Here is an 18480-nt window from a genome sequence, read left to right as displayed (position 1 = left end):
CTTTCCCATGGAGGCCGCTGCCAGCGCGCGGTTAGGGTGATGGAAATGTTTCAAGCCTCACTGGCCCCGCCCCAGTCCCGGGTCACATCGGTGGTGCCATGGGTGCCATCGGAGCAGGCCGTACCGTCCTCCCGCCCGATTCACGCGTGAAGATCTACGCCATCTGTCTGATCAAGAATGAGGGCGACGTCATTGCGGATTGTCTGATTCATGCGCTGACGTTCTGTGATCGCATTTTCGTTCTCGATAACGGCAGCACCGATGGAACCTGGGAAACCGTGAATGCCCTGGCACAGCACTATCCGGCGATTGTGATCGAGGACCAGCTCCTGATCCCATTCCGCGATGGGATGCGCTCGATCGTCTACAACAAACACAACCACGAACTGGCTGATCAGGATTGGTGGCTACGGCTCGATGGGGATGAGTTCCTCGAAGGGGACCCCAGAGAGGTGCTGGCCACGGCCAACCGTGAGAAAGCCGATTTCGTGACGGCCTGGAATCTGCAGTTCTACTACACGGATGCCGATTACAAGAATTGGGCGGCTGAGAAGCTTGAACCCCACCGTCCCATCACCGAACGGCGCTTGTACTACTCGGCCAATTGGCGAGAGTACCGCTTCTTCCGCAACCAACCCCATCAGCCCTGGAACGTAGCGGTGGCCCCACAGTGGCCCAACGGACTCACCAAAGCCTGCTCGCAGCGTCTCTACAATCGCCACTACCCCTACCGCACGCCTGACCAGATCAAGGAGAAGCTTCAGGCCCGCTACGGCCACGAACAGTTTCGCCATATCGACTCCGTCGACTGGACATCCAAGTTGCTGCCTGCGCGCCAACTGAACCACTTCCAGGAGGGTCAGCCGCCCATCATCAACCAGTTCGATTACTACGCCAAACGCCTGCGGATGATCCGGATCACCCTGATGGGACGCATCAGGGCCGTCCTGCGTCGTCTTCTGGGTGGCCACCGCTCCAGCCATACGTCGTAGCCACCACGATGGTGAACCTTCATCACCACGGGACAGCTGCGGTGGTTCCTGACCCTGAACAACTGGACGACCCGGCCATTTCCGTGGTGGTACCGATCTACAACGCGGCGCCACACATCGAGCAAACCCTGCGCTCCGTGCAGAACCAGAGCCTGAGCAACTGGGAACTGATCGCTGTTGATGACGGATCCACTGACGACAGCCTCGCGATCGTGTCGCGCCTGTTTGGGGACGATCCCCGGGTGCACCTGGTAAGCCAGCCCAACGCGGGAGTCTCGATCGCCCGCAATCGCGGGGTGGCCCTCAGCCGTGCGCCCCTGATCGCCTTTCTCGATGCCGATGACCTCTGGCATGCCGACAAACTGCGCCTACATGTGGCCTACCACGCCAACCATCCTGATGTCGGCGTGAGTTTCGCCCGCATCGCGTTCCTGTCCCCTGGGGGAACACCCACCGGCCTGCTGGCGGCCCTGCCCCGGGAATCGCATCGGCCGGTGGATTTTCTCTGTGAGAACCCCACCAACACCACGTCGAACTGGGTGCTGCGGCGGCAGGTGTTCGACGCAGTGGGCGGATTCGTCACCGACATGAGTTATTCGGAGGATCTGGAATGGCTGCTGCGGGTGGCCTGCGATGGCCGCTGGCAGATCGCCGGCTTGCCCCAGGTGCTCACCTACTACCGCACCTCGGCCGGTGGGCTCTCCTCGAGCCTGCAACGCATGGAACAGGGCTGGCTGCGGCTGATCAGCGAAGCCCGTGGCTATGCGCCCGAGCTGGTGGCGAACCACTTCGCCACGGCCCAGGCCATCCACCTGCGCTACCTGGCCCGGCGCTCCCTGCGCCTCGGAGGAGCCCCCGCCATCGGCACCGATTTCATGCTGCGCTCCCTGCGCTCGGATTGGCGGATCCTGCTGCGGGAGCCGCGCCGTACCGTGCTCACGGCCCTCGCCGTCTTCGCCCGACAGCTGCTGGCCCCCTTCCGCCGCCTGGGTGGCCGCCACGACGAGGCACGGCCATGATGACCTTCGCCAATGCCCCTCTGCCTGTGAGCGCACTGACATGAGCCAATCCCCCCTGGTCTCAGTGGTGATGCCGCTCTACAACTCCGCCGCCACGGTGAGGGAAAGCCTGGAATCCGTTCTCAGCCAGACCTACCCCAACCTGGAGATCCTGGTGGTGAACGATGGCTCCACCGATGACGGGGTGGCGATCTGCCAGGGGTATGGGGACGGGCGCGTTCGGGTGGTGCATCAGCAGAACCGGGGCCTGGCCGGGGCGCGGAACACAGGCATCCGGCAGGCCAAAGGGGAGTTCCTCGGATTTCTGGACAGCGACGATCTGTGGCTTCCCACCAAGGTGGAGCGGCATGTGGCCCATCTGCAAGCGCGGCCGGAGGTGGGTGTCAGCTTTTCTCGCTCCGGATTCATCGATGAGAGCTCCAGGCCGATCGGGATCTACCAGATGCCGAGGCTGCAGGGCATCACGCCGGAGATCGTCTTCTGCCGCAATCCGATCGGCAATGGCTCAGCTGTGGTGATCCGCCGAGACGTCTTTGACGCCATTCGCTTTGAGGCGAATCTCTATGGCGAAGTGGAAGACTTCTTCTTTGACGACACCTTTCGACAGTCCGAAGACATTGAGTGCTGGCTGCGGATTGCGCTGCAGACCCATTGGCGGATCGAGGGAATCCCCGAGGCACTGACGCTCTACCGCATCAGCGACGGCGGACTCTCGGCCAATCTGATGAAGCAGTACGCCTCCTGGGAGCGGGTTCTGCTCAAGACCAAAGCCACCCACCCCGAATTCATCGCCCAATGGGGCTCCAGGGCCCGCGCCTATCAGCTGCGCTACCTGGCCCGCCGGGCCACCCGCCAGCGGGACGGCGCCCTGGCCGTGCGTCTGCTGCACCAATCCCTGGCCACCGACTGGAGGGTGCTGCTCGAGGAACCGCGACGTACCTTGATCACGCTGCTGGCCGCCTACCTGCTGCGGCTGTTGCCGGAGGCTCCCTATCGCTGGCTGGAGGGTCTGATGCTGCGCTCCACGGGGGCCAGTCAGCAGCGGCGCCTGCGTGGGGAACTGAGCCGATGAAGATCCTCCTGGTCTGCTCTTCAGGGGGGCATTTCAAGGCGCTGCAGCAGCTGGCCGATTTCTGGGGGCGCCATCCCCATCTCTGGGTCACGTTTCGAACGCCCACGACGGAAACGGCCCTGGCCGATGAACAGGTGCTCTGGGCCCACAGCCCCACGAATCGCAACCTGCCGAATCTGCTGCGCAACCTGGGGCTGGCGTTGCAGGTGATCCGCAGAGAGCAGCCAGACGTGATTCTTTCCACCGGCGCCGGTGTGGCTGTTCCCTTTCTTCTTCTCGGTAAGCTGTTTCGATGCAAGACCGTGTTCATCGAGTCCGTGACCCGCATTGAGACGCTCAGCCTGTCGGCGCGGCTGGTGCGACCCTTCCTGGACATCCTCTATGTGCACTGGCCCCAGCTGCAGCGTCGCTATCCCCGGGCCGAACTTGTCCAGGGCAAGCTCGGATCATGATTCTCGTCAGTGTCGGAACAGAGCAGTTCCCCTTCAATCGGCTGATGCAGTGGGTGGAGCTGCTGATCCAACAAGAGCTCATCGATGAAGAGATCGTCGTTCAATACGGCACCTGTACGTTTCTCCCCAGTGGCACCACCGTGTATCGGCTGTTGAAGGAGGAGTCGTTTCGGGCCCTCGTGCAGAGGGCCCGGGTGGTGATTGCCCACTGCGGAGAGGGCACGGTGCTGTTGCTCGATGAGATGCAGCAGCCCTTCATTCTTGTTCCCCGCAGTGTGCGTTACCAGGAGCATGTGGATGATCATCAGGTGGAACTCGCCCTGGCACTGACGGAAATGGGGGTGCCGATCGCCTGGAGCCCGGGCGATCTGGTTCGCTTTCTTCTGGCGCCTTTCAAGACCTCGATCAGCGACGTGACCGATAGCTCCGCCCAGTCCCTGTGTCGCAGTCTGCAGAGCCACTTTTCTCCGGCATGACAGCTCACCCTTCTCCCAACGCGGCTGTGGTCAGAACCGTTCAGAACGGGGTGCTGATTCTCCAGCTGCCCCCACGGCTGACCGTCACTGAGGCCGTGGCTTTCCGCGCCGGTTTCTGCGGCTGGCTTGAGGAGGTGGAGGATCTGCGCGAAGTGATCCTGGATTTCGGCAGGACGGCCAGCATCGACAGCAGCGGCATCGGTGCCCTGGTCGGCGCCATCAAGGCCGTCCAGGAGCGGGCCGTTCCCCTCTGCGCCTGGAGCCTGCACCGGCAGGTGTTCCTGGCCCTGCAGTTGACGGGGCTGGAGAAGCTGTTGCCGATGGCAGCCCATTCCGAGGGCCTGCTCCCCCAGCTCTCCCACGTTGAGGACCAGCGCCCCCCCCTCACCCACCCTTCGGTGCGCTCCGGGATCAAGCGGTTCATGGACATCTGTGGCGCACTCGTCGGCCTGGGGATCACGGCGCTGCTGTTCCTGCCCCTGGCCGTGGCCATCCGCCTGGACAGCCCGGGGCCAATCCTGTTCAGTCAGGTGCGCTGCGGCTGGATGGGCCGTCATTTCCGCATCTGGAAGTTCCGCTCGATGGTGAGCGATGCCGAGACCCTCAAAGGCAGTGTGGCGAACCAGGCCCAGGGCGCTTTCTTCAAGAATGACAATGACCCCAGGATCACCAAAGTGGGCCGCATCCTGCGCAAGACCAGCCTCGATGAACTGCCCCAGTTCTGGAACGTGCTGATCGGCGACATGAGCCTGATCGGAACGCGGCCAGCCACCCCGGATGAGGTGCGTCGCTACGCCATTCCCAGTTGGCAGCGGTTTGATGTGCGCCCCGGGCTGAGTGGGGAATGGCAGGTGAATGGCCGCTCTTCCATCCGTGATTTCGAAGATGTGATCAAGCTCGACCTCCGCTACCAGCAGAACTGGAGTCTGGGCTACGACCTCCGACTGATCGCCAGAACATTCCTTGTGCTGCTCAGCAAGGATTCGGGGGCAGCATGAGTCTGCCCATGGCGGCAGATTTCGTGCCGGATGGGCAGCTTGCGGTCAGCAGTGATCTCAATCAGCTTGAGCTTGTCCTCAGCTGGTTCGAGGGACTGGGCCACCCCGACGTGCCCGCCGATGTCTGGATGCAGGCCCAGCTGGCTCTTGTGGAAGGGTTCACCAACGCCGTGCGCCATGCCCATGCCCACCTGTTGTCGCCACCACAGGTGCAGCTCGCGCTGCAGCGGAGCAGCCGCCTGGTGCGCCTTCAGATTGTCGACCACGGCGAAGCCTTTGATCTGGCGTCGGCACTGGTCAGGGTGGAAGCCGAGATCGCCGCCAGTGGTTCGGACCCCCTGGCCAGGGAGGCCCATTGGGGGCTGGTGATGTTTCTGAAGCTTCAGAAGGAGTATGGCTGGACGATCAGCTACTGCAGGGAGGACGACGGCATCAATGTCCTGTGCCTGAGCCACCCCCTGACGGCGGATGCAGGGGCCGGTGGGTCATGCTGAAGGACTCGGGATGGCATCGGGCAGGTTGAAAGATCGACCACCGCGTCCAGAGGTGAAGGTAGTAATTGGTTCCCTCCGGTCCCCGCCCCCAACCATTGGCCAGGTGCTGGCCCCAGATGATGCTGGTGGCTTCCAGTGACCTCCGGCTCTCCTTCGGAAGACTCCCCAGATCACCGCTGTAGAGAATCCTCCGGCCTCGGTAGTAAAAGGCTGTCTCCAGCGGCAGCTCCCTGAGCTTGTCATCCAACCTGAACCAGACTTTCTTACTCTTGTGCAGGAACCAGAAACTCCTCGAGCAGGTGGCCGGCACTGTGTTGTCCTTGTAGCTGTAGAGAACTCCCGGGTGGTGCTCAGGGGAGCCGAGCGATGCAGCCGTGATCTCCAGACCCATGAACAGAGCGGCAGACGTCAGGGAAGCGATGCGATGCAACCGTCCTCACCGTTCGGATCGCCAGCGTCAACGTAGCTTGACCTTCTGCGTGGCCATCACTCCTGGAAGGCCCTGGGGCCCTTGCGCTGGCTAGCCTGCAGAGCCTGCCCACGCCGTCCGCCCTTCCGACCGTGGATCCGGACCGCCGCTCCGCCTCCCTGCCCCAGTCGCGCTGGCGGCCCGCCGCCGGCTTGCTGCTGGCCGCCGCCTTGCTGTTGCCGGCCATCTCGTTGCCGTCTCCGGCCGCTCTTGAGGCCCCGGCTGCGTCGAGCAGGGCCTCCTCCAGCCAAAGCCTGCTGGCGGGTGTGCCCGTGGCACTGGTGCAGCGGCCCGATCGCCATCTGGTGCTGCAACGCCGCCAGCGGCGCCTGCTGGTGCTGGAGGCGGGCGAGCTGATCCGCACCTATCCCGTGGCGGTGGGCATGCCGGGCTGGGAAACCCCGCTGGGTCGCTTCGAGGTGTTGAACATGCACAAGAATCCGGTGTGGGAGCACCCGGCCAAAGGCACCCGCATCGGCCCGGGGCCCGCGAACCCGCTCGGCAGCCGCTGGATCGGCTTCCAGAAGGATTGTGCGGGCCGCCGCGGCTTCAGCGGTGATCAGGTGCTGGATCTGCAGGGTTGTCTGATGACCGGCTTTCACGGCACCCCGCACCGTTGGACCGTGGGCCGGGCCGTGTCCCACGGCTGCGTGCGCCTTCACGACGAAAGCGTGCAGGAGCTGTTCGAGCTGGTGGAGGTGGGCACCTCGGTCACGGTGCTGCCCTGAGCCCGATGCCTCCGGGGTCACACAGGCAGGCCCTTCAGGCAGCCCGATCAGCCAGAACCGTCAGGCAGCCCCCGTAGAGTTCGGCCCTGCCGACCGGATCTTCTGATGCGTGTGCTGTTCGCCGCCGCCGAATGTGCTCCGATGGTGAAGGTGGGCGGCATGGGTGATGTGGTGGGATCGCTTCCCCCGGCCCTTGCCGCACTCGGCCACGACGTGCGTCTGATTCTTCCTGGTTACGGCCGGCTCTGGAGCCAGCTGTCGATTCCCAGTGAGCCGATCTGGCGGGGCTGGGCGATGGGCACGGAGTTTGCGATCTATGCCACCACCCATCCCACCAATGGCCTGCCGCTGTATCTGGTGGGGCATCCGGTGTTCGACCCGGAGCGCATCTACGGCGGTGACGACGAGGACTGGCGCTTCACCTTTTTTGCCAACGCCATCTCCGAGTTCGCCTGGAACCACTGGAAGCCGGATGTGCTGCACTGCCACGACTGGCACACCGGCATGATTCCCGTGTGGATGCATCAGGACCCGGAGATCAGCACGGTCTTCACCATCCACAACCTGCGCTATCAGGGCCCCTGGCGCTGGAAGCTCGACCGCATGACCTGGTGCCCCTGGTACATGCAGGGGGATCACACGATGGCGGCGGCCCTGCTCTACGCCGATCGGGTGAATGCGGTGTCTCCCACCTACGCGATGGAGATCCGCACGCCCGAATATGGCGAGCGCCTCGATGGCCTGCTCAACTACATCAGCGGCAAGCTGCGCGGCATCCTCAACGGCATTGATATCGCCGACTGGAATCCCGCCACCGACAAGACCCTGCCTGCCACGTTCAGCGCCGACGACCTGGCACCGCGGGCGACCAACAAGCGGATGCTGCAGGAACGCATGGGCCTGCGGGTGGACCCTGACACCTACGTGATGGGCATGGTGAGCCGCCTGGTGGATCAGAAGGGGGTGGACCTGCTGCTGCAGGTGGCCGATCGCGTGCTCGCTTACACCGACAGCCAGATCGTGGTGCTGGGTACCGGTGATCGCAACTACGAGGCGGGGCTCTGGCAGATGGCCCTGGCCCATCCCGGCCGGTTCGCGGTGTTTCTCACCTACGACGACGCCCTCTCCCGCCTGATCTATGCCGGCGCCGATGCCTTCCTGATGCCCAGCCGCTTCGAGCCGTGCGGCATCAGCCAGCTGCTGGCGATGCGCTACGGCTGCATTCCGGTTGTGCGCAAGGTGGGCGGCCTGGTGGACACCGTGCCGGCCCACGTGCCCGCTACCCACACCGGCACCGGCTTCTGCTTCGATCGCTATGAAGCGATCGATTTCTACACGGCGATCGTGCGCTCGTGGGAGGCCTATCGGCACACCGCCAGCTGGCAGGAACTGCAGCAGCGCGCCATGCGCGCCGATCACAGCTGGACCCGCTCCGCCCTGGAATACGACGCGATGTACCGCGAAGTGAAGGGCGTCAAGGAGCCCTCGCCGAACCGCGAGGCTGTCGAGCAATTCTCGTTGGGTCAGGAGGCCGACCCGGCTCTCGCCGACGGTGCGGCCCTCCCGGAGCGTCCCCCGGTCGCGCCCCGGCCCACCCCGGTGGTGTCGCGCAACCCGTTCTCGGCCCTGCTGCGGCGCGGCAACAGCTGAGGGGTAGAGCTGCCTTGATCCGTGCGGATCCGCCCTGATCCCACCGTCTGCTTCTGAACCTGGCCCATGACGGACCCGGACCCCGGCCGCTCCCAGCTCCCGTCGCTCTACACCAGCCCCTGGAGTGCCCTCGGCCGGGATCTGATCGCCGTGCTCGCCAGCCTGCGCCTGAAGGCGCAGGAACTGTGGCGTCGCAACCGCCAGGCCGATCTGATCGTGCCCGGCTTCTGGCCACGCGCGCTGGCGCCGCTGTTCTGGCCGGTGTTGCTCCTGCTGGCATTGCTGGGGCTGACGGGCGTTGTGGTGGGGCTTAGGGCGCTGGGGCCCCGTGCGGTTCCCCCTGCTGCCCCCGTAGCGGCCCCTTTGCAGCCGCCCATCACCCCCGCCGGCAGTCCCGGCCAGGCTCCCGGTCTCCCGCATTCCCCGGCCGCTGGCTCAACAGACTCCCCGAGCTCCCGGACCGTCGCCTCTGAGCCGGCAGGGGAGCGGCGGGGAGCGCGATCCCCTGCCACTCCTTCACCAGCCACACCCTCCACGAGAGCACGCTCCGCCGGCACCCCTTCGCCGTCGCCAGCGCCGCCGCCGTCGCGGTCGCCTTCTGCGCCGTCACCTGCGCCGTCATCTGCGCCGCCTGGGGCCGCCCCGCCTGATTCAGTCCTGAGCGAACCCTCCCCGCCGGCGATCGAACCGCTGCTGGAGCTGTTGGCCGACCTGGACCCGCAGCAGCTGATCCGCGTTGCCCGCCCCCATCCCGCCAGCGGCACCCTGGAACTGGAGCTTGACGCCAGGCTCGATCGGCTCAACGCTCAGGAGCGCCAGCAGCAGGCGAACCTCTGGCTGGAGCGGGCCCGCGCCCTTGGCTACGACAACCTGGAGCTCAGCGATGGCGACGGGCTGCTGCTGGGCCGGCCTGCCTGGGTGGGAGGGGGCATGATCCTTCTCGATCACCAGGCTGGGGGCTGAGCGGATGCGGCTGGAGCAACTCGTGGCGCTCTGGGGCGACCCCATCGGTCCGGCCCTCGATCCCGCTGTGCCGCTGCCCCGCGTCTGCACCGATAGCCGGCGTCTGCAGCCGGGTGATCTGTTTGTGCCGCTCACGGGTGAACAGCACGATGGCCACCGGTTCCTCTCCCAGGCGGCCGAAGCCGGCGCCCTGGCGGCACTGATCGCGCGCACGCGTGCCGCGGAGCGCCCTGCCTCCCTGCCCGCCTGGCTCGTGGACGACACCCAGCTGGCCTACCAGCAGCTGGCACGGGCCTGGCGCCAGACGCTGGCGGCACCGGTGATCGCCGTGACGGGTTCCGCTGGCAAGACCACCACCCGCGAGCTGGTGCGCGCCGTGCTGGCGCCGCTGGGGCCGGTGCTGGCCACCAGCGGCAATGAGAACAACGATGTGGGCGTGCCGCTCACCCTGCTCAAGGCCAGCCCCAGTGAGGCGGCCGTGGTGGTGGAAATGGGCATGCGCGGTCTGGGGGAGATCGAGCGGCTCTCCCGCTGTGCGCTGCCCGATGTGGTGGTGATCACCAACATCGGCACGGCCCACATCGGCCGGCTCGGCAGCCGTGAAGCCATTGCCCAGGCCAAGTGTGAGATCACAGCCGCGCTCAGCCCGGCCGGTCTGGTGGTGATTCCCGCCGGCGATCCTCTGCTCGAGCAGGCGCTGGGCGCCGTGTGGAGCGGCCGGGTGCGCCGCGTGGCGCTCACAGGCGATGACGTCGCCGGCTCTGGTTCTGCCGCCGTGGGCCCGCACGTGCCAGCCCCTGACCTGCTTGGCCAGATCGAGGGGGATCCCGGCGCGGCCGGCGGCGCCTGGCTGCAGCTGCTTGCCGGCCCCGGCGCCGCTGCAAGCACTGCCGCTCCCGCTCCTGCTCCTGTTGCTTCAGCTGAGGGTGCTTCCACTGACCCTTCTCCAACGGAGTTTCGGGTGCCGCTGCCTCTGCCCGGGCGCCACAATGCCCGCAACCTGCTGCTTGCCCTGGCGGTGGCCCTGGAGCTCGGCGTGCGGGCCGATCAGCTGCAGGTCCTCCAGGTGGAGGTGCCCGGTGGCCGCAGCCGCCGTCTGCAGCTCGGCGCTGTACAGGTGCTCGACGAGACCTATAACGCCTCCCCCGAAGCGGTGCTGGCGGCCCTCGATCTGCTGGCGGCCCAGCCGGGACGCCGCTTTGCTGCTCTCGGCACGATGCTGGAGCTGGGCGAGCAGAGCGAGGCGCTCCACCGCGCCGTGGCACGCCGTGCCGCGGATCTGCAGCTGGATGGGCTGGTGATCGTGGATGGTGGTGCCATCGGCGCCGCCATGCAGGAGGCGGCCAGTGGCCTGCCGCGGCTGGCTCGCGTGCAGAGCCCGGCTGAGGCGGCCGAGGCGCTGCTGGGGTGGCTGCAACCGGGCGATCAGTTGCTGCTCAAGGCCAGCCGTGGCGTGGCCCTGGAGCGGGCGATCCCGCTGCTGGCGGCTCAGCTGGCCGGCGCCGCCGGCGTGGCGCCGGCCTGAGGCCCCGGCCAGTTCTCGCGCACCAGCTGGCGGGCCCGGCCCAGAGCCAGGGAGCCGGCGGGAACATCGCGGGTAAGGGTGGAGCCGGCCCCCACGGTGACGCCCTCACCCAGGCGGATCGGGGCCACCAATACGGAATTGGCACCGGTTTTGCTGCCGGCGCCGATCACGGTGCGGTGCTTGCGCACGCCGTCGTAGTTGGCGGTGATCGTGCCGGCTCCCACATTCACGTTCTCGCCCAGCTCCGCATCGCCGATGTAGCTGAGGTGGTTCACCTTGCAGCCGGCGCCCAGCCTGCTCTGCTTGATCTCCACGAAGTTCCCCACCCGGCATCCCGCCGCCAACTCGGTACCGGGCCGCAGCTGGGCGTAGGGCCCGATGGCGCAGCCATCAGCGACGCTGGCCTCGCGTACCACCGAAAGCAGCACCTCCACTCCGTTGCCGAGTGTGGCGTTCTCCAGCAGGGAGCCTGGCCCGATTCGGCAGCCATCGCCGATCCGGCAGGCGCCGCGCAGGTGGGTCTGCGGCTCCACCACCACGTCGCGCCCGAAGCGGGTGGCGTCGCTGAGCGTGCAGCTGGCCGGATCGATGAAGGTGACACCCTCCACCATCCAGTGCCGCCGCAGCCGCTCCTGCAGCACCTGCTCGCACTGGGCCAGCTGCAGGCGGTCGTTGATGCCGTTGGTCTCGGCGCTGTCCTCCACCTCCAGGTGCTGGGCGGAGCCGAGCAGGGCCACGGTGTCGGTCAGGTAGAGCTCGCCCTGGTCGTTGTCGCTGGAAAGCTGGGGCAGCACCGCCGCCAGGCGGCTCCAGTCGAAGCAGTAGATGCCGGCGTTCACGAGCGGGTTGTCCCGCTGGGCGGCATTGCAGTCGCGGTGTTCCACGATCGCGCTCACCTGTGCATCCTCGTCCGCGAACACCCGGCCGTAGCCGCTCGGATCCTCCAGCCGGGCTGTCAGCAGGGTCACGGCGGCGCCACCGCGCCGGTGGCTGTCGAGCAGCTGGCGCAGCGTTTGCGGACGCAGCAGCGGCACATCTCCATTGAGCACCAGGAGATCACCCGTGAACCCCTGCAGCGGCTCCAGCAGCTGCTGCACGGCATGGCCGGTGCCGTTCTGCGGCTGCTGCAGCACGAACTCCAGCCCGTGGTGGGCCGCCAGCGACGCCTCCACCCGCTCGGCCTGGTGCCCCACGATCAGCAGGCGCCGATCGGGTTCGAGGCTGTCGCAGCAGCGGAGCACCCGCTCCACCAGCGTGGCACCGGCCAGCGGCTGCAGCACCTTGGGCAGGTCGCTGCGCATGCGGGTTCCCTTCCCGGCGGCCAGAACGGCAACGGCAAGCATGCGGGGGGCGGCAATTGGCGGGAATCTATCCGGCGCCCCGCTGCCCTTTCGCCGGTGGGCTTCAGGCCTGCAGACGTGCCAGATCGTCCCAGAAGCCGGGGTACGACACCGCCGCTGCTTCGCTGCGGTGCAGCCGCGTGGGACCGATGGCCACCTGGGCCGCCACCGCCAGGCTCATCGCCACCCGGTGGTCGGTTTCGCTGTCCACCTCGGCGCCGTGCAGCTCCACCCCTCCGGTGATGTCGAGCCCGTCGGGGTGCTCCACCAGCCGTGCCCCCATCGCGCCCAGCTGGCGGCACATCACGGCGAGCCGATCGGTTTCCTTGACGCGCAGCTCAGCTGCTTCGCGGATCCGGCTGGTGCCCTCGGCCCGGCAGGCGGCCACCACCAGCACGGGGATTTCATCCACCAGGCGCGGAATCAGCTCGCCGCCGATGTCAAAGGCCTGCAACGGCCCATAGCGCACCCGCAGATCCCCCACCGGCTCGCCCGCCACCAGGCGCTGCTCCAGCCGCTCGATGCGGGCGCCCATGGCTTCGAGCACCTCCAGCACCCCGGTGCGGGTGGGGTTGAGGCCCACGTTGCGCACGGTCAGGTCGGCGCCTGGGGTGATCGCCCCGGCCACCAGCCAGAAGGCCGCCGAGCTGATGTCGCCCGGCACTTCCACCGGCTGCCCCACCAGCTCCCGGCCCGGCGTCAGCCGCACGTGCCGGCCGGAGTCGCCGCCGATCTCGATGTCGGCGCCGAAGCCACGCAGCATCCGCTCGCTGTGATCGCGGGAGCGGGCCGGTTCGATCACGCTGGTGGGACCGGTGGCGGTGAGACCCGCCAGCAGGATCGCCGACTTCACCTGGGCCGAGGCGATCGGGGTGCCCAGCACGGCCCCATGCAGCGCGCTTCCCTGGATCGAGAGCGGCGCCAGCTTGCCGCCGGCGCGGCCGCGGATCTGGGCGCCCATGGCGGCCAGCGGTTCGGCCACCCTTCCCATCGGCCGCTGGCGCAGGGACGCATCGCCGTTCAGCACGAAGTGGCAGCCGCTGCGTCCCGCCAGCAGCCCCATGATCAGCCGCATGGTGGTCCCGGAATTGCCGCAATCCAGCACGTCGTCGGGTTCCCGCAGGCCTTCGAGGCCCACCCCCTGCACGATCACCGGCTGCCCTGCCGCGATCGGGCTGATGGTCACCCCCATGGCGCGCAGGCAGGCGGCGGTGCTGAGCGGATCCTCCGCAGGCAGCAGGCCATCGATGCGGGTTTCGCCGGTGGCGATTGCCCCGAACAGCAGCGCGCGGTGGGAGATCGACTTATCGCCCGGCACCTGCACGGTGCCGCTCAACGAACGCGAACCTTCCTGCCCGAGGGCACGGGCCGGGGGCGGTGAAGCGGCGACAGCCAGTCCCATGCCAGGGGAGCAATGGCCCGTGAGCCTAGGTCTGGGCCTGGGCGCCACGGTCTGGCCGAGCACGACAGAGGAGGGCTGGAGCCGCGCCTGCTGCAGGCATCAGGGAATGGCCGCCGCCGGGGTGCCGAACAAACGATCACCGGCATCGCCGAGGCCCGGGACGATGCGGAAGTCGGCATCCAGCTCAGCGTCGATGCAGGCGGTGTAGAGGGTGAGGTGGGGGAAGCGCTGCCCCAGGGTGTTGAGCCCGGGCCGGGCCGCCAGGGCCGTGATCACCCGCAGCCGGTCACCGCTCACCCCTTTGCTCTCGAGCCGTTCCAGCACCTGCACCAGGCTGCCGGCGGTGGCCACCATCGGATCGAACACCAGCACCCCCACCTGGGGGCCGATTGTTTCGGGCAGCGCGTCGTAGTACCAGGAGGCCCTTGCATCAGCTTCATTGCGGCGCAGGCCGACGTGGGCGACCCGGGCCGTGGGCAGCACGGCCTGGGCCCCCTGCCACAGCCCCAGGCCCGCCCGCAGGATCGGCACCGCCAGCAGGGGCACGCTGCCGTCCACCACGCTGCCTTCGGTGCTGGCCAGCGGTGTCTGCACCGTCACCCGCTGATGGGGTAGCCAGTCGCGCACGGCTTCATAGGTGAGCCAGCGGCCCAGCTCGGCCATGGCGGTGCCGAACAGAGAGGGGGGCGTGTCCTGGTCACGCAGCAGGGTCAACCAGTGACCGATCAGGGGATGGGGCGGCACCACCACCCGCAGGGACATGCTCATGTCGATCGCGCCGCGGCCGTGGCTGCCATAACTTGAGGGCCCACGGTACGTGTGTTCTTGCCCCCCTTCACTCGCCCCGGTTGGCTCAGCTCCCTGCTTGCCCTGCTGGTGGTCACGGTCGCCTGGCTGGGTCTGGTGGGCCCCCTGGCGCCGGCCCTGGCGATCACGGCACCGGAGCTGCGCGGCCAGCGGGCGCTGAAGGATCTGCAGCCCGCTATGCATGGCCGCAACCTGCAGCAGCAGGAGTTTCTGAAGGCGTCGATGCAGGGCTTCGACCTCAGTGACACCAACCTGCGCGGTGCCGTGTTCAATTCCAGCGATCTGCAGGGCAGCAATCTCAGCGGCGCCGACCTCGAAGACGCCGTGGCCTTCGCCACCCGCTTCGACAACGCCGACCTCAGCGGTGCGGTGCTCCGCAACGCCATGCTCATGCAGAGCCGCTTCACCGGGGCCACGATAGAGGGGGCCGATTTCAGCGACGCCGTGCTCGATCTGACCCAGCAGAAAGCACTCTGCGCCAGGGCCGCAGGCGTCAATCCCCGCACCGGCGTCAGCACGGTTGAAAGCCTCGGCTGCCGGTAGATTGGCTCGCCGGTTCCAGGGGATCCATCCCTTGGAGGCAAGGGGGAAAGTCCGGTGCAATTCCGGCGCTGTCCCGCAACTGTGAAGCCTGTTCCGCGAGTCCTCGTGGCAGGGCCAGTCAGAACACCCGCCGGCGTTTCAACCCATCCAGTTCCGGCGAGGACCGGTCGAGCCATGTTTCTTCAACCCCGGGCTGCTGGCCCAGGCCGTCGTGCGGCCCAGCCAGCCAGCCCTCTGCTGTTGTCTGGCGCCCTGCAGCTCGCGCCACTCCTGGTCGTGCCGCTGCTGCTGGTGCCACTGCTGGCCACCCCCGCAGCTGCCCACCACCTGATGGAAACCTTCGCCCTGAAGGAGGGCCCGCTGGCGGGTCTGCTCAGCGGCATCGGTCATCCGCTGCTGGGTCCGGATCACCTGCTGTTTCTGCTGGCGCTCGGCCTGGTGGGCCTGGTGCAGCGCCTGCGCTGGGTGCTCGCTCTGCTGGCCGTGGGGCTTACGGCCACCGGCCTTGGCCTGATGCTGCCCGCCCTGCCTGGCGCCGAAGCGCTGGTGGCGTTGTCGCTGGTGGTGGTGGGGCTGGTGGTGATCCAACGGTTGCCTGTCTGGACCCTGCTGCCCGCTTTCGCCCTGCACGGCTATGTGCTCAGTGATGCCGTGAGTGGCTGGCAGGCGGCCTCCGTCGTTTGGTACCTGCTGGGCCTGCTGATCAGCCAGGGCGCCCTGCTGTGGCTGGCGCTCACGTTGGTGCAGCGCTGGCGCGCGGGCCTCGCTCCGGCGCGGTTGATGCTGGCGGCCGGCGTGCTGATCGGCGTCGGCTCCACGTTCGCCTGGTCCGCGTTGGTGCCCTGAGATGACAGCCTCCATGCAAAGGCGTCTGCCTGTCACGGTGGTGACGGGCTTTCTCGGCGCGGGCAAAACCACCTTGTTGCGCCATCTGCTCACCACCAGCGGTCTGCGCCTGGCGGTGCTGGTGAATGAATTCGGCGAAGTCGGCATCGACGGTGACCTGCTGCGCAGCTGCGGCTTCTGCCCGGAGGAGGAGCTCGATGGCCGGCTGGTGGAGCTCGCCAATGGCTGCCTCTGCTGCACCGTCCAGGACGATTTTCTGCCGACGATGCAGAAGCTGCTGGCGTCCGCCGACCGCCTCGACGGCATCGTGGTGGAAACCAGCGGCCTGGCGCTGCCCGAGCCCCTGGTGCAGGCCTTCCAGTGGCCCGACATCCGCACCCGCACCCGCGTCAACGGCGTGGTGACGGTGGTGGATGGTGAAGCGCTGGCCGGCGGCAGTGTGGTGGCCGACCCCGCCGCGCTTCAGCGGCAGCGGGCCGCCGACCCCAGCCTTGATCACCTCTCCGACCTGGAGGAGTTGTTCGAGGACCAGTTGCGGGCGGCTGATCTGGTGCTGGTGAGCCGCGGCGACCGCCTCACGCCTGCAGAGCTGGACCGGGTGCGCGGGCGCCTTCAGGCCTCCTGCCGCCCCGGCGCCCAGGTGTTGCCAATGCAGCGCGGTCAGGTGCCGCCCGAGCTGCTGCTGGGCCTGGATCGCCCAGCCGTCGCGCCGGCTCCTGGCCCCCATGGCGAGGCCTCCCACGACCACGATCACGATCACGGTCATCACGACCACGAGCATCACGACCACACCCACGTGCCCATGCAATCGGTGGCGATTCAGCTCGCTGGCTCCTTCGATCGTGAGGCCCTTGAAGTCACGCTCCTGGAGCAGATCCAGCACCAGGCCCTGCTGCGCCTCAAGGGCTGGCTGATTCAGCCCGGCAAACGACGGCCTCTGCAGATCCAGGCGGTTGGTCCGCGGCTCGATTGCTGGTACGAGGACCACGACGCACAGAGGGCAGCCCCCGCAGGCCCGATAGCCCCCGCACCCAGGGAGATTGGCTCCCCTGGCAGCCCCCACGAGGGTCGGCTTGAGCTGGTGGCGCTCGGGCTGCGTGTCGAGCGCAGCTTGCTGCTGCAGGCGATCGAAGGCACCCGACGCAGGCAGGTCAGCGCCAGCCGGGTCTGAGCAGGCTCGCACCCAAGCTCAGGCGGCCTGCCTGCGATCCATTTGATGGCGGCTTGTCTGTGATCCATTCACAGCCTTCCCAGGTGTGCCATCCACTTCCAGCCGACCCAATCTTCCAGCCGACCAAATCCGATGGTCGGTTCAGTCCAGGGGGATGTCCCCCTGGGCACAGATGCCGTCCCAGCAGAGGGCCTGATCCTCGCTCCAGCGGGCCTTCACCGTCTCCCAGCTGCCGGCTGGTCGCTGCATCTCCACCACGCCCTTGCCGTCGTGGCGGAAGCTCAGCTGTGTGTTGTCGAAGCGCAACCTCCAGCGCTCACCCACCGCTTCCACCGACATCACGCAGGGAAGCCAGGGGCCATCGGCCAGCCGGCAGCGCAGGGGCACCCGCTGCACCTGTGCCAGGGCCGGAGCAAGCAGAGCGGTACCTGCCATCGCGATCAACACTGCCACCATCCCCGCCCGGGCCAGCCGGGCTCCCAGGCAGGGTTGGCTGGCGCCTGTCGCTTGCATCGCTTCCAACGCCCACCTCTGTTTTGACCATGCTTCGGCGCTGGTCCCGAGGGGGAGGCAAGCTGCCAAGATTTAACAAACGACATCCCTGCCGGTGCCCCGCTTTCAAGCCCGTGTGCTGGTCTCCCTGAGACCATCGGTTCTCGATCCGGCAGGAGAAGCCACCAGAGCCGCCGCCCAGCGGCTCGGCGTCGATGGCATCACGCGTCTGCGCATTGGCAAGGCGATGGAGGTGGAACTCGATGCGCCGGATCTCGACGCCGCGCGCAGCACGATCGAGCGGCTCAGCGATCGCCTGCTGGCCAATCCGGTGATCGAGAACTGGTGCCTCGAGCAGCTCAAGCCCGTGGAGGGCGCCGGGTCATGACGATCGGAGTGGTGGTGTTTCCCGGTTCGAACTGCGATCGGGATGTGCGCTGGGCGGCGGAAGGATGCCTCGGCATTCCCACCCGCTTCCTCTGGCACGAGGAGTCGAGCCTGGAGGGCATCGATGCGGTGGTGCTGCCCGGCGGGTTCAGCTATGGCGACTATCTCCGTTGCGGCGCCATTGCCCATGTCTCGCCGCTGTTGAGCGAAGTGGCCAGCTTCGCGGCCCGTGGCGGCCCGGTGCTGGGCATCTGCAACGGCTTCCAGGTGCTCACAGAAATGGGCCTGCTGCCCGGAGCGCTCACGCGCAACCGCCAGCTGCACTTTCTCTGTGAAGCAGCTCCGCTCACGGTGCACCCGGGCGCCTCCCAGTGGCTGCGCCACTACAGCGAAGGTGAGCAGATCAGCCTGCCGATCGCCCACGGCGAAGGGTGCTTCCAGGCCGACGCTGACACGCTGGCGGAGCTGGAGGGGGAAGGCCGGGTGGTGCTGCGTTACGCCGCCAACCCCAACGGTTCGGTGGGGAATGTCGCCGGCCTCTGCAACGCCCAAGGCAACGTGCTGGGTCTGATGCCCCACCCGGAGCGGGCCTGCGACCCGATCACCGGCGGCACCGACGGCACCCGCCTGCTGGCCTCGCTGCTGGGCTGACCG

At 67.5% G+C, this 18480-nt stretch carries 20 protein-coding genes and 1 riboswitch; of the genes, 16 read left to right on the top strand and 4 right to left on the bottom strand.

Going from position 1 to position 18480, the window contains the following annotated elements; all coding sequences use genetic code 11:
- Positions 1 to 98 precede the first annotated feature (98 nt).
- The 11 genes from CJZ80_RS10090 to murF all read left to right on the top strand — a co-directional run bounded on the left by CJZ80_RS10090 (position 99) and on the right by murF (position 10838).
- On the top strand, positions 99 to 992 hold the full coding sequence (locus CJZ80_RS10090; RefSeq protein ID WP_094512887.1) for a glycosyltransferase family 2 protein: 894 nt from the start codon (positions 99 to 101) through the stop codon (positions 990 to 992).
- 41 nt (positions 993 to 1033) lie between these two features.
- Complete coding sequence (locus CJZ80_RS10085; protein ID WP_233132976.1) at positions 1034 to 2011, top strand: glycosyltransferase family 2 protein; 978 nt, start codon at positions 1034 to 1036, stop codon at positions 2009 to 2011.
- Between the two features lie 40 nt (positions 2012 to 2051).
- On the top strand, positions 2052 to 3083 hold the full coding sequence (locus CJZ80_RS10080; RefSeq protein ID WP_094512886.1) for a glycosyltransferase family 2 protein: 1032 nt from the start codon (positions 2052 to 2054) through the stop codon (positions 3081 to 3083).
- A complete protein-coding gene (pssD, locus tag CJZ80_RS10075) occupies positions 3080 to 3535 on the top strand; it encodes a PssD/Cps14F family polysaccharide biosynthesis glycosyltransferase (RefSeq protein ID WP_094512885.1) in 456 nt (151 codons plus the stop codon). The genes CJZ80_RS10080 and pssD overlap by 4 nt, the downstream gene beginning before the upstream one ends.
- Positions 3532 to 4011 carry a glycosyltransferase gene (locus tag CJZ80_RS10070; RefSeq protein WP_094512884.1) on the top strand — a complete coding sequence of 160 codons (480 nt, stop codon included), beginning with the start codon at positions 3532 to 3534 and terminating at the stop codon, positions 4009 to 4011. The genes pssD and CJZ80_RS10070 overlap by 4 nt, the downstream gene beginning before the upstream one ends.
- The gene (locus CJZ80_RS10065; RefSeq protein WP_094512883.1) at positions 4008 to 5009 is read left to right on the top strand and encodes a sugar transferase; all 1002 of its coding nucleotides are present in this window, start codon (positions 4008 to 4010) and stop codon (positions 5007 to 5009) included. The genes CJZ80_RS10070 and CJZ80_RS10065 overlap by 4 nt, the downstream gene beginning before the upstream one ends.
- Positions 5006 to 5503, top strand: a complete 498-nt coding sequence (locus CJZ80_RS10060; protein WP_094512882.1) for an ATP-binding protein — start codon at positions 5006 to 5008, stop codon at positions 5501 to 5503. Before CJZ80_RS10065 ends, CJZ80_RS10060 begins: the two co-directional genes overlap by 4 nt.
- Before the next feature lie 561 nt (positions 5504 to 6064).
- Positions 6065 to 6700 (top strand): L,D-transpeptidase, encoded by a 636-nt coding sequence (locus tag CJZ80_RS10055; protein WP_369803029.1) that lies wholly within the window; start codon positions 6065 to 6067, stop codon positions 6698 to 6700.
- A 105-nt stretch (positions 6701 to 6805) separates the two neighbouring features.
- Positions 6806 to 8350 (top strand): glycogen synthase GlgA, encoded by a 1545-nt coding sequence (gene glgA / locus CJZ80_RS10050; RefSeq protein WP_094512881.1) that lies wholly within the window; start codon positions 6806 to 6808, stop codon positions 8348 to 8350.
- A gap of 66 nt (positions 8351 to 8416) precedes the next feature.
- Positions 8417 to 9313, top strand: a complete 897-nt coding sequence (locus CJZ80_RS15120) for a hypothetical protein (RefSeq protein WP_144037007.1) — start codon at positions 8417 to 8419, stop codon at positions 9311 to 9313.
- A 4-nt stretch (positions 9314 to 9317) separates the two neighbouring features.
- Complete coding sequence (murF, locus tag CJZ80_RS10035) at positions 9318 to 10838, top strand: UDP-N-acetylmuramoyl-tripeptide--D-alanyl-D-alanine ligase (protein ID WP_094512878.1); 1521 nt, start codon at positions 9318 to 9320, stop codon at positions 10836 to 10838.
- On the opposite strand, the gene glmU is transcribed toward murF, so the two are convergent.
- The 3 genes from glmU to upp form a co-directional block, all read right to left on the bottom strand.
- A complete protein-coding gene (gene glmU / locus CJZ80_RS10030; RefSeq protein ID WP_094512877.1) occupies positions 10802 to 12181 on the bottom strand; it encodes a bifunctional UDP-N-acetylglucosamine diphosphorylase/glucosamine-1-phosphate N-acetyltransferase GlmU in 1380 nt (459 codons plus the stop codon). The genes murF and glmU overlap by 37 nt on opposite strands.
- Positions 12182 to 12242: 61 nt before the next feature.
- Positions 12243 to 13580 carry a 3-phosphoshikimate 1-carboxyvinyltransferase gene (gene aroA / locus CJZ80_RS10025; protein ID WP_094512876.1) on the bottom strand — a complete coding sequence of 446 codons (1338 nt, stop codon included), beginning with the start codon at positions 13578 to 13580 and terminating at the stop codon, positions 12243 to 12245.
- 99 nt (positions 13581 to 13679) lie between these two features.
- Complete coding sequence (gene upp, locus CJZ80_RS10020; RefSeq protein ID WP_094512875.1) at positions 13680 to 14348, bottom strand: uracil phosphoribosyltransferase; 669 nt, start codon at positions 14346 to 14348, stop codon at positions 13680 to 13682.
- 51 nt (positions 14349 to 14399) lie between these two features.
- On the opposite strand from upp, the gene CJZ80_RS10015 reads away from it, so the two are divergent.
- The 3 genes from CJZ80_RS10015 (at position 14400) to cobW (ending at position 16947) form a co-directional block, all read left to right on the top strand.
- Complete coding sequence (locus CJZ80_RS10015; RefSeq protein ID WP_369803028.1) at positions 14400 to 14930, top strand: pentapeptide repeat-containing protein; 531 nt, start codon at positions 14400 to 14402, stop codon at positions 14928 to 14930.
- A riboswitch (cobalamin riboswitch) is annotated at positions 14924 to 15080 on the top strand. (Overlaps the previous gene by 7 nt.)
- A 90-nt stretch (positions 15081 to 15170) precedes the next feature.
- The gene (locus tag CJZ80_RS10010) at positions 15171 to 15776 is read left to right on the top strand and encodes a HupE/UreJ family protein (RefSeq protein WP_233132974.1); all 606 of its coding nucleotides are present in this window, start codon (positions 15171 to 15173) and stop codon (positions 15774 to 15776) included.
- A 13-nt stretch (positions 15777 to 15789) separates the two neighbouring features.
- Positions 15790 to 16947 carry a cobalamin biosynthesis protein CobW gene (cobW, locus tag CJZ80_RS10005; protein ID WP_094513017.1) on the top strand — a complete coding sequence of 386 codons (1158 nt, stop codon included), beginning with the start codon at positions 15790 to 15792 and terminating at the stop codon, positions 16945 to 16947.
- A gap of 141 nt (positions 16948 to 17088) precedes the next feature.
- Here the strand turns inward: cobW and CJZ80_RS10000 are convergent, their stop codons facing one another.
- Positions 17089 to 17460, bottom strand: coding sequence for a hypothetical protein (locus CJZ80_RS10000; RefSeq protein ID WP_233132973.1), 372 nt, complete (start codon positions 17458 to 17460; stop codon positions 17089 to 17091).
- A gap of 94 nt (positions 17461 to 17554) precedes the next feature.
- Between CJZ80_RS10000 and purS the strand changes: the two genes are divergently transcribed.
- Positions 17555 to 17827 carry a phosphoribosylformylglycinamidine synthase subunit PurS gene (purS, locus tag CJZ80_RS09995; protein ID WP_094512874.1) on the top strand — a complete coding sequence of 91 codons (273 nt, stop codon included), beginning with the start codon at positions 17555 to 17557 and terminating at the stop codon, positions 17825 to 17827.
- On the top strand, positions 17824 to 18477 hold the full coding sequence (purQ, locus tag CJZ80_RS09990) for a phosphoribosylformylglycinamidine synthase subunit PurQ (protein ID WP_094512873.1): 654 nt from the start codon (positions 17824 to 17826) through the stop codon (positions 18475 to 18477). The genes purS and purQ overlap by 4 nt, the downstream gene beginning before the upstream one ends.
- The last annotated feature ends 3 nt before the right edge of the window (positions 18478 to 18480 follow it).

Origin of the sequence: Synechococcus sp. MW101C3 (genome assembly GCF_002252635.1) — a bacterium.
GTDB lineage: Bacteria > Cyanobacteriota > Cyanobacteriia > PCC-6307 > Cyanobiaceae > MW101C3.
Note: the sequence above shows the minus strand (reverse complement) of the source record. Positions and strands in the feature narration are given on the sequence as shown.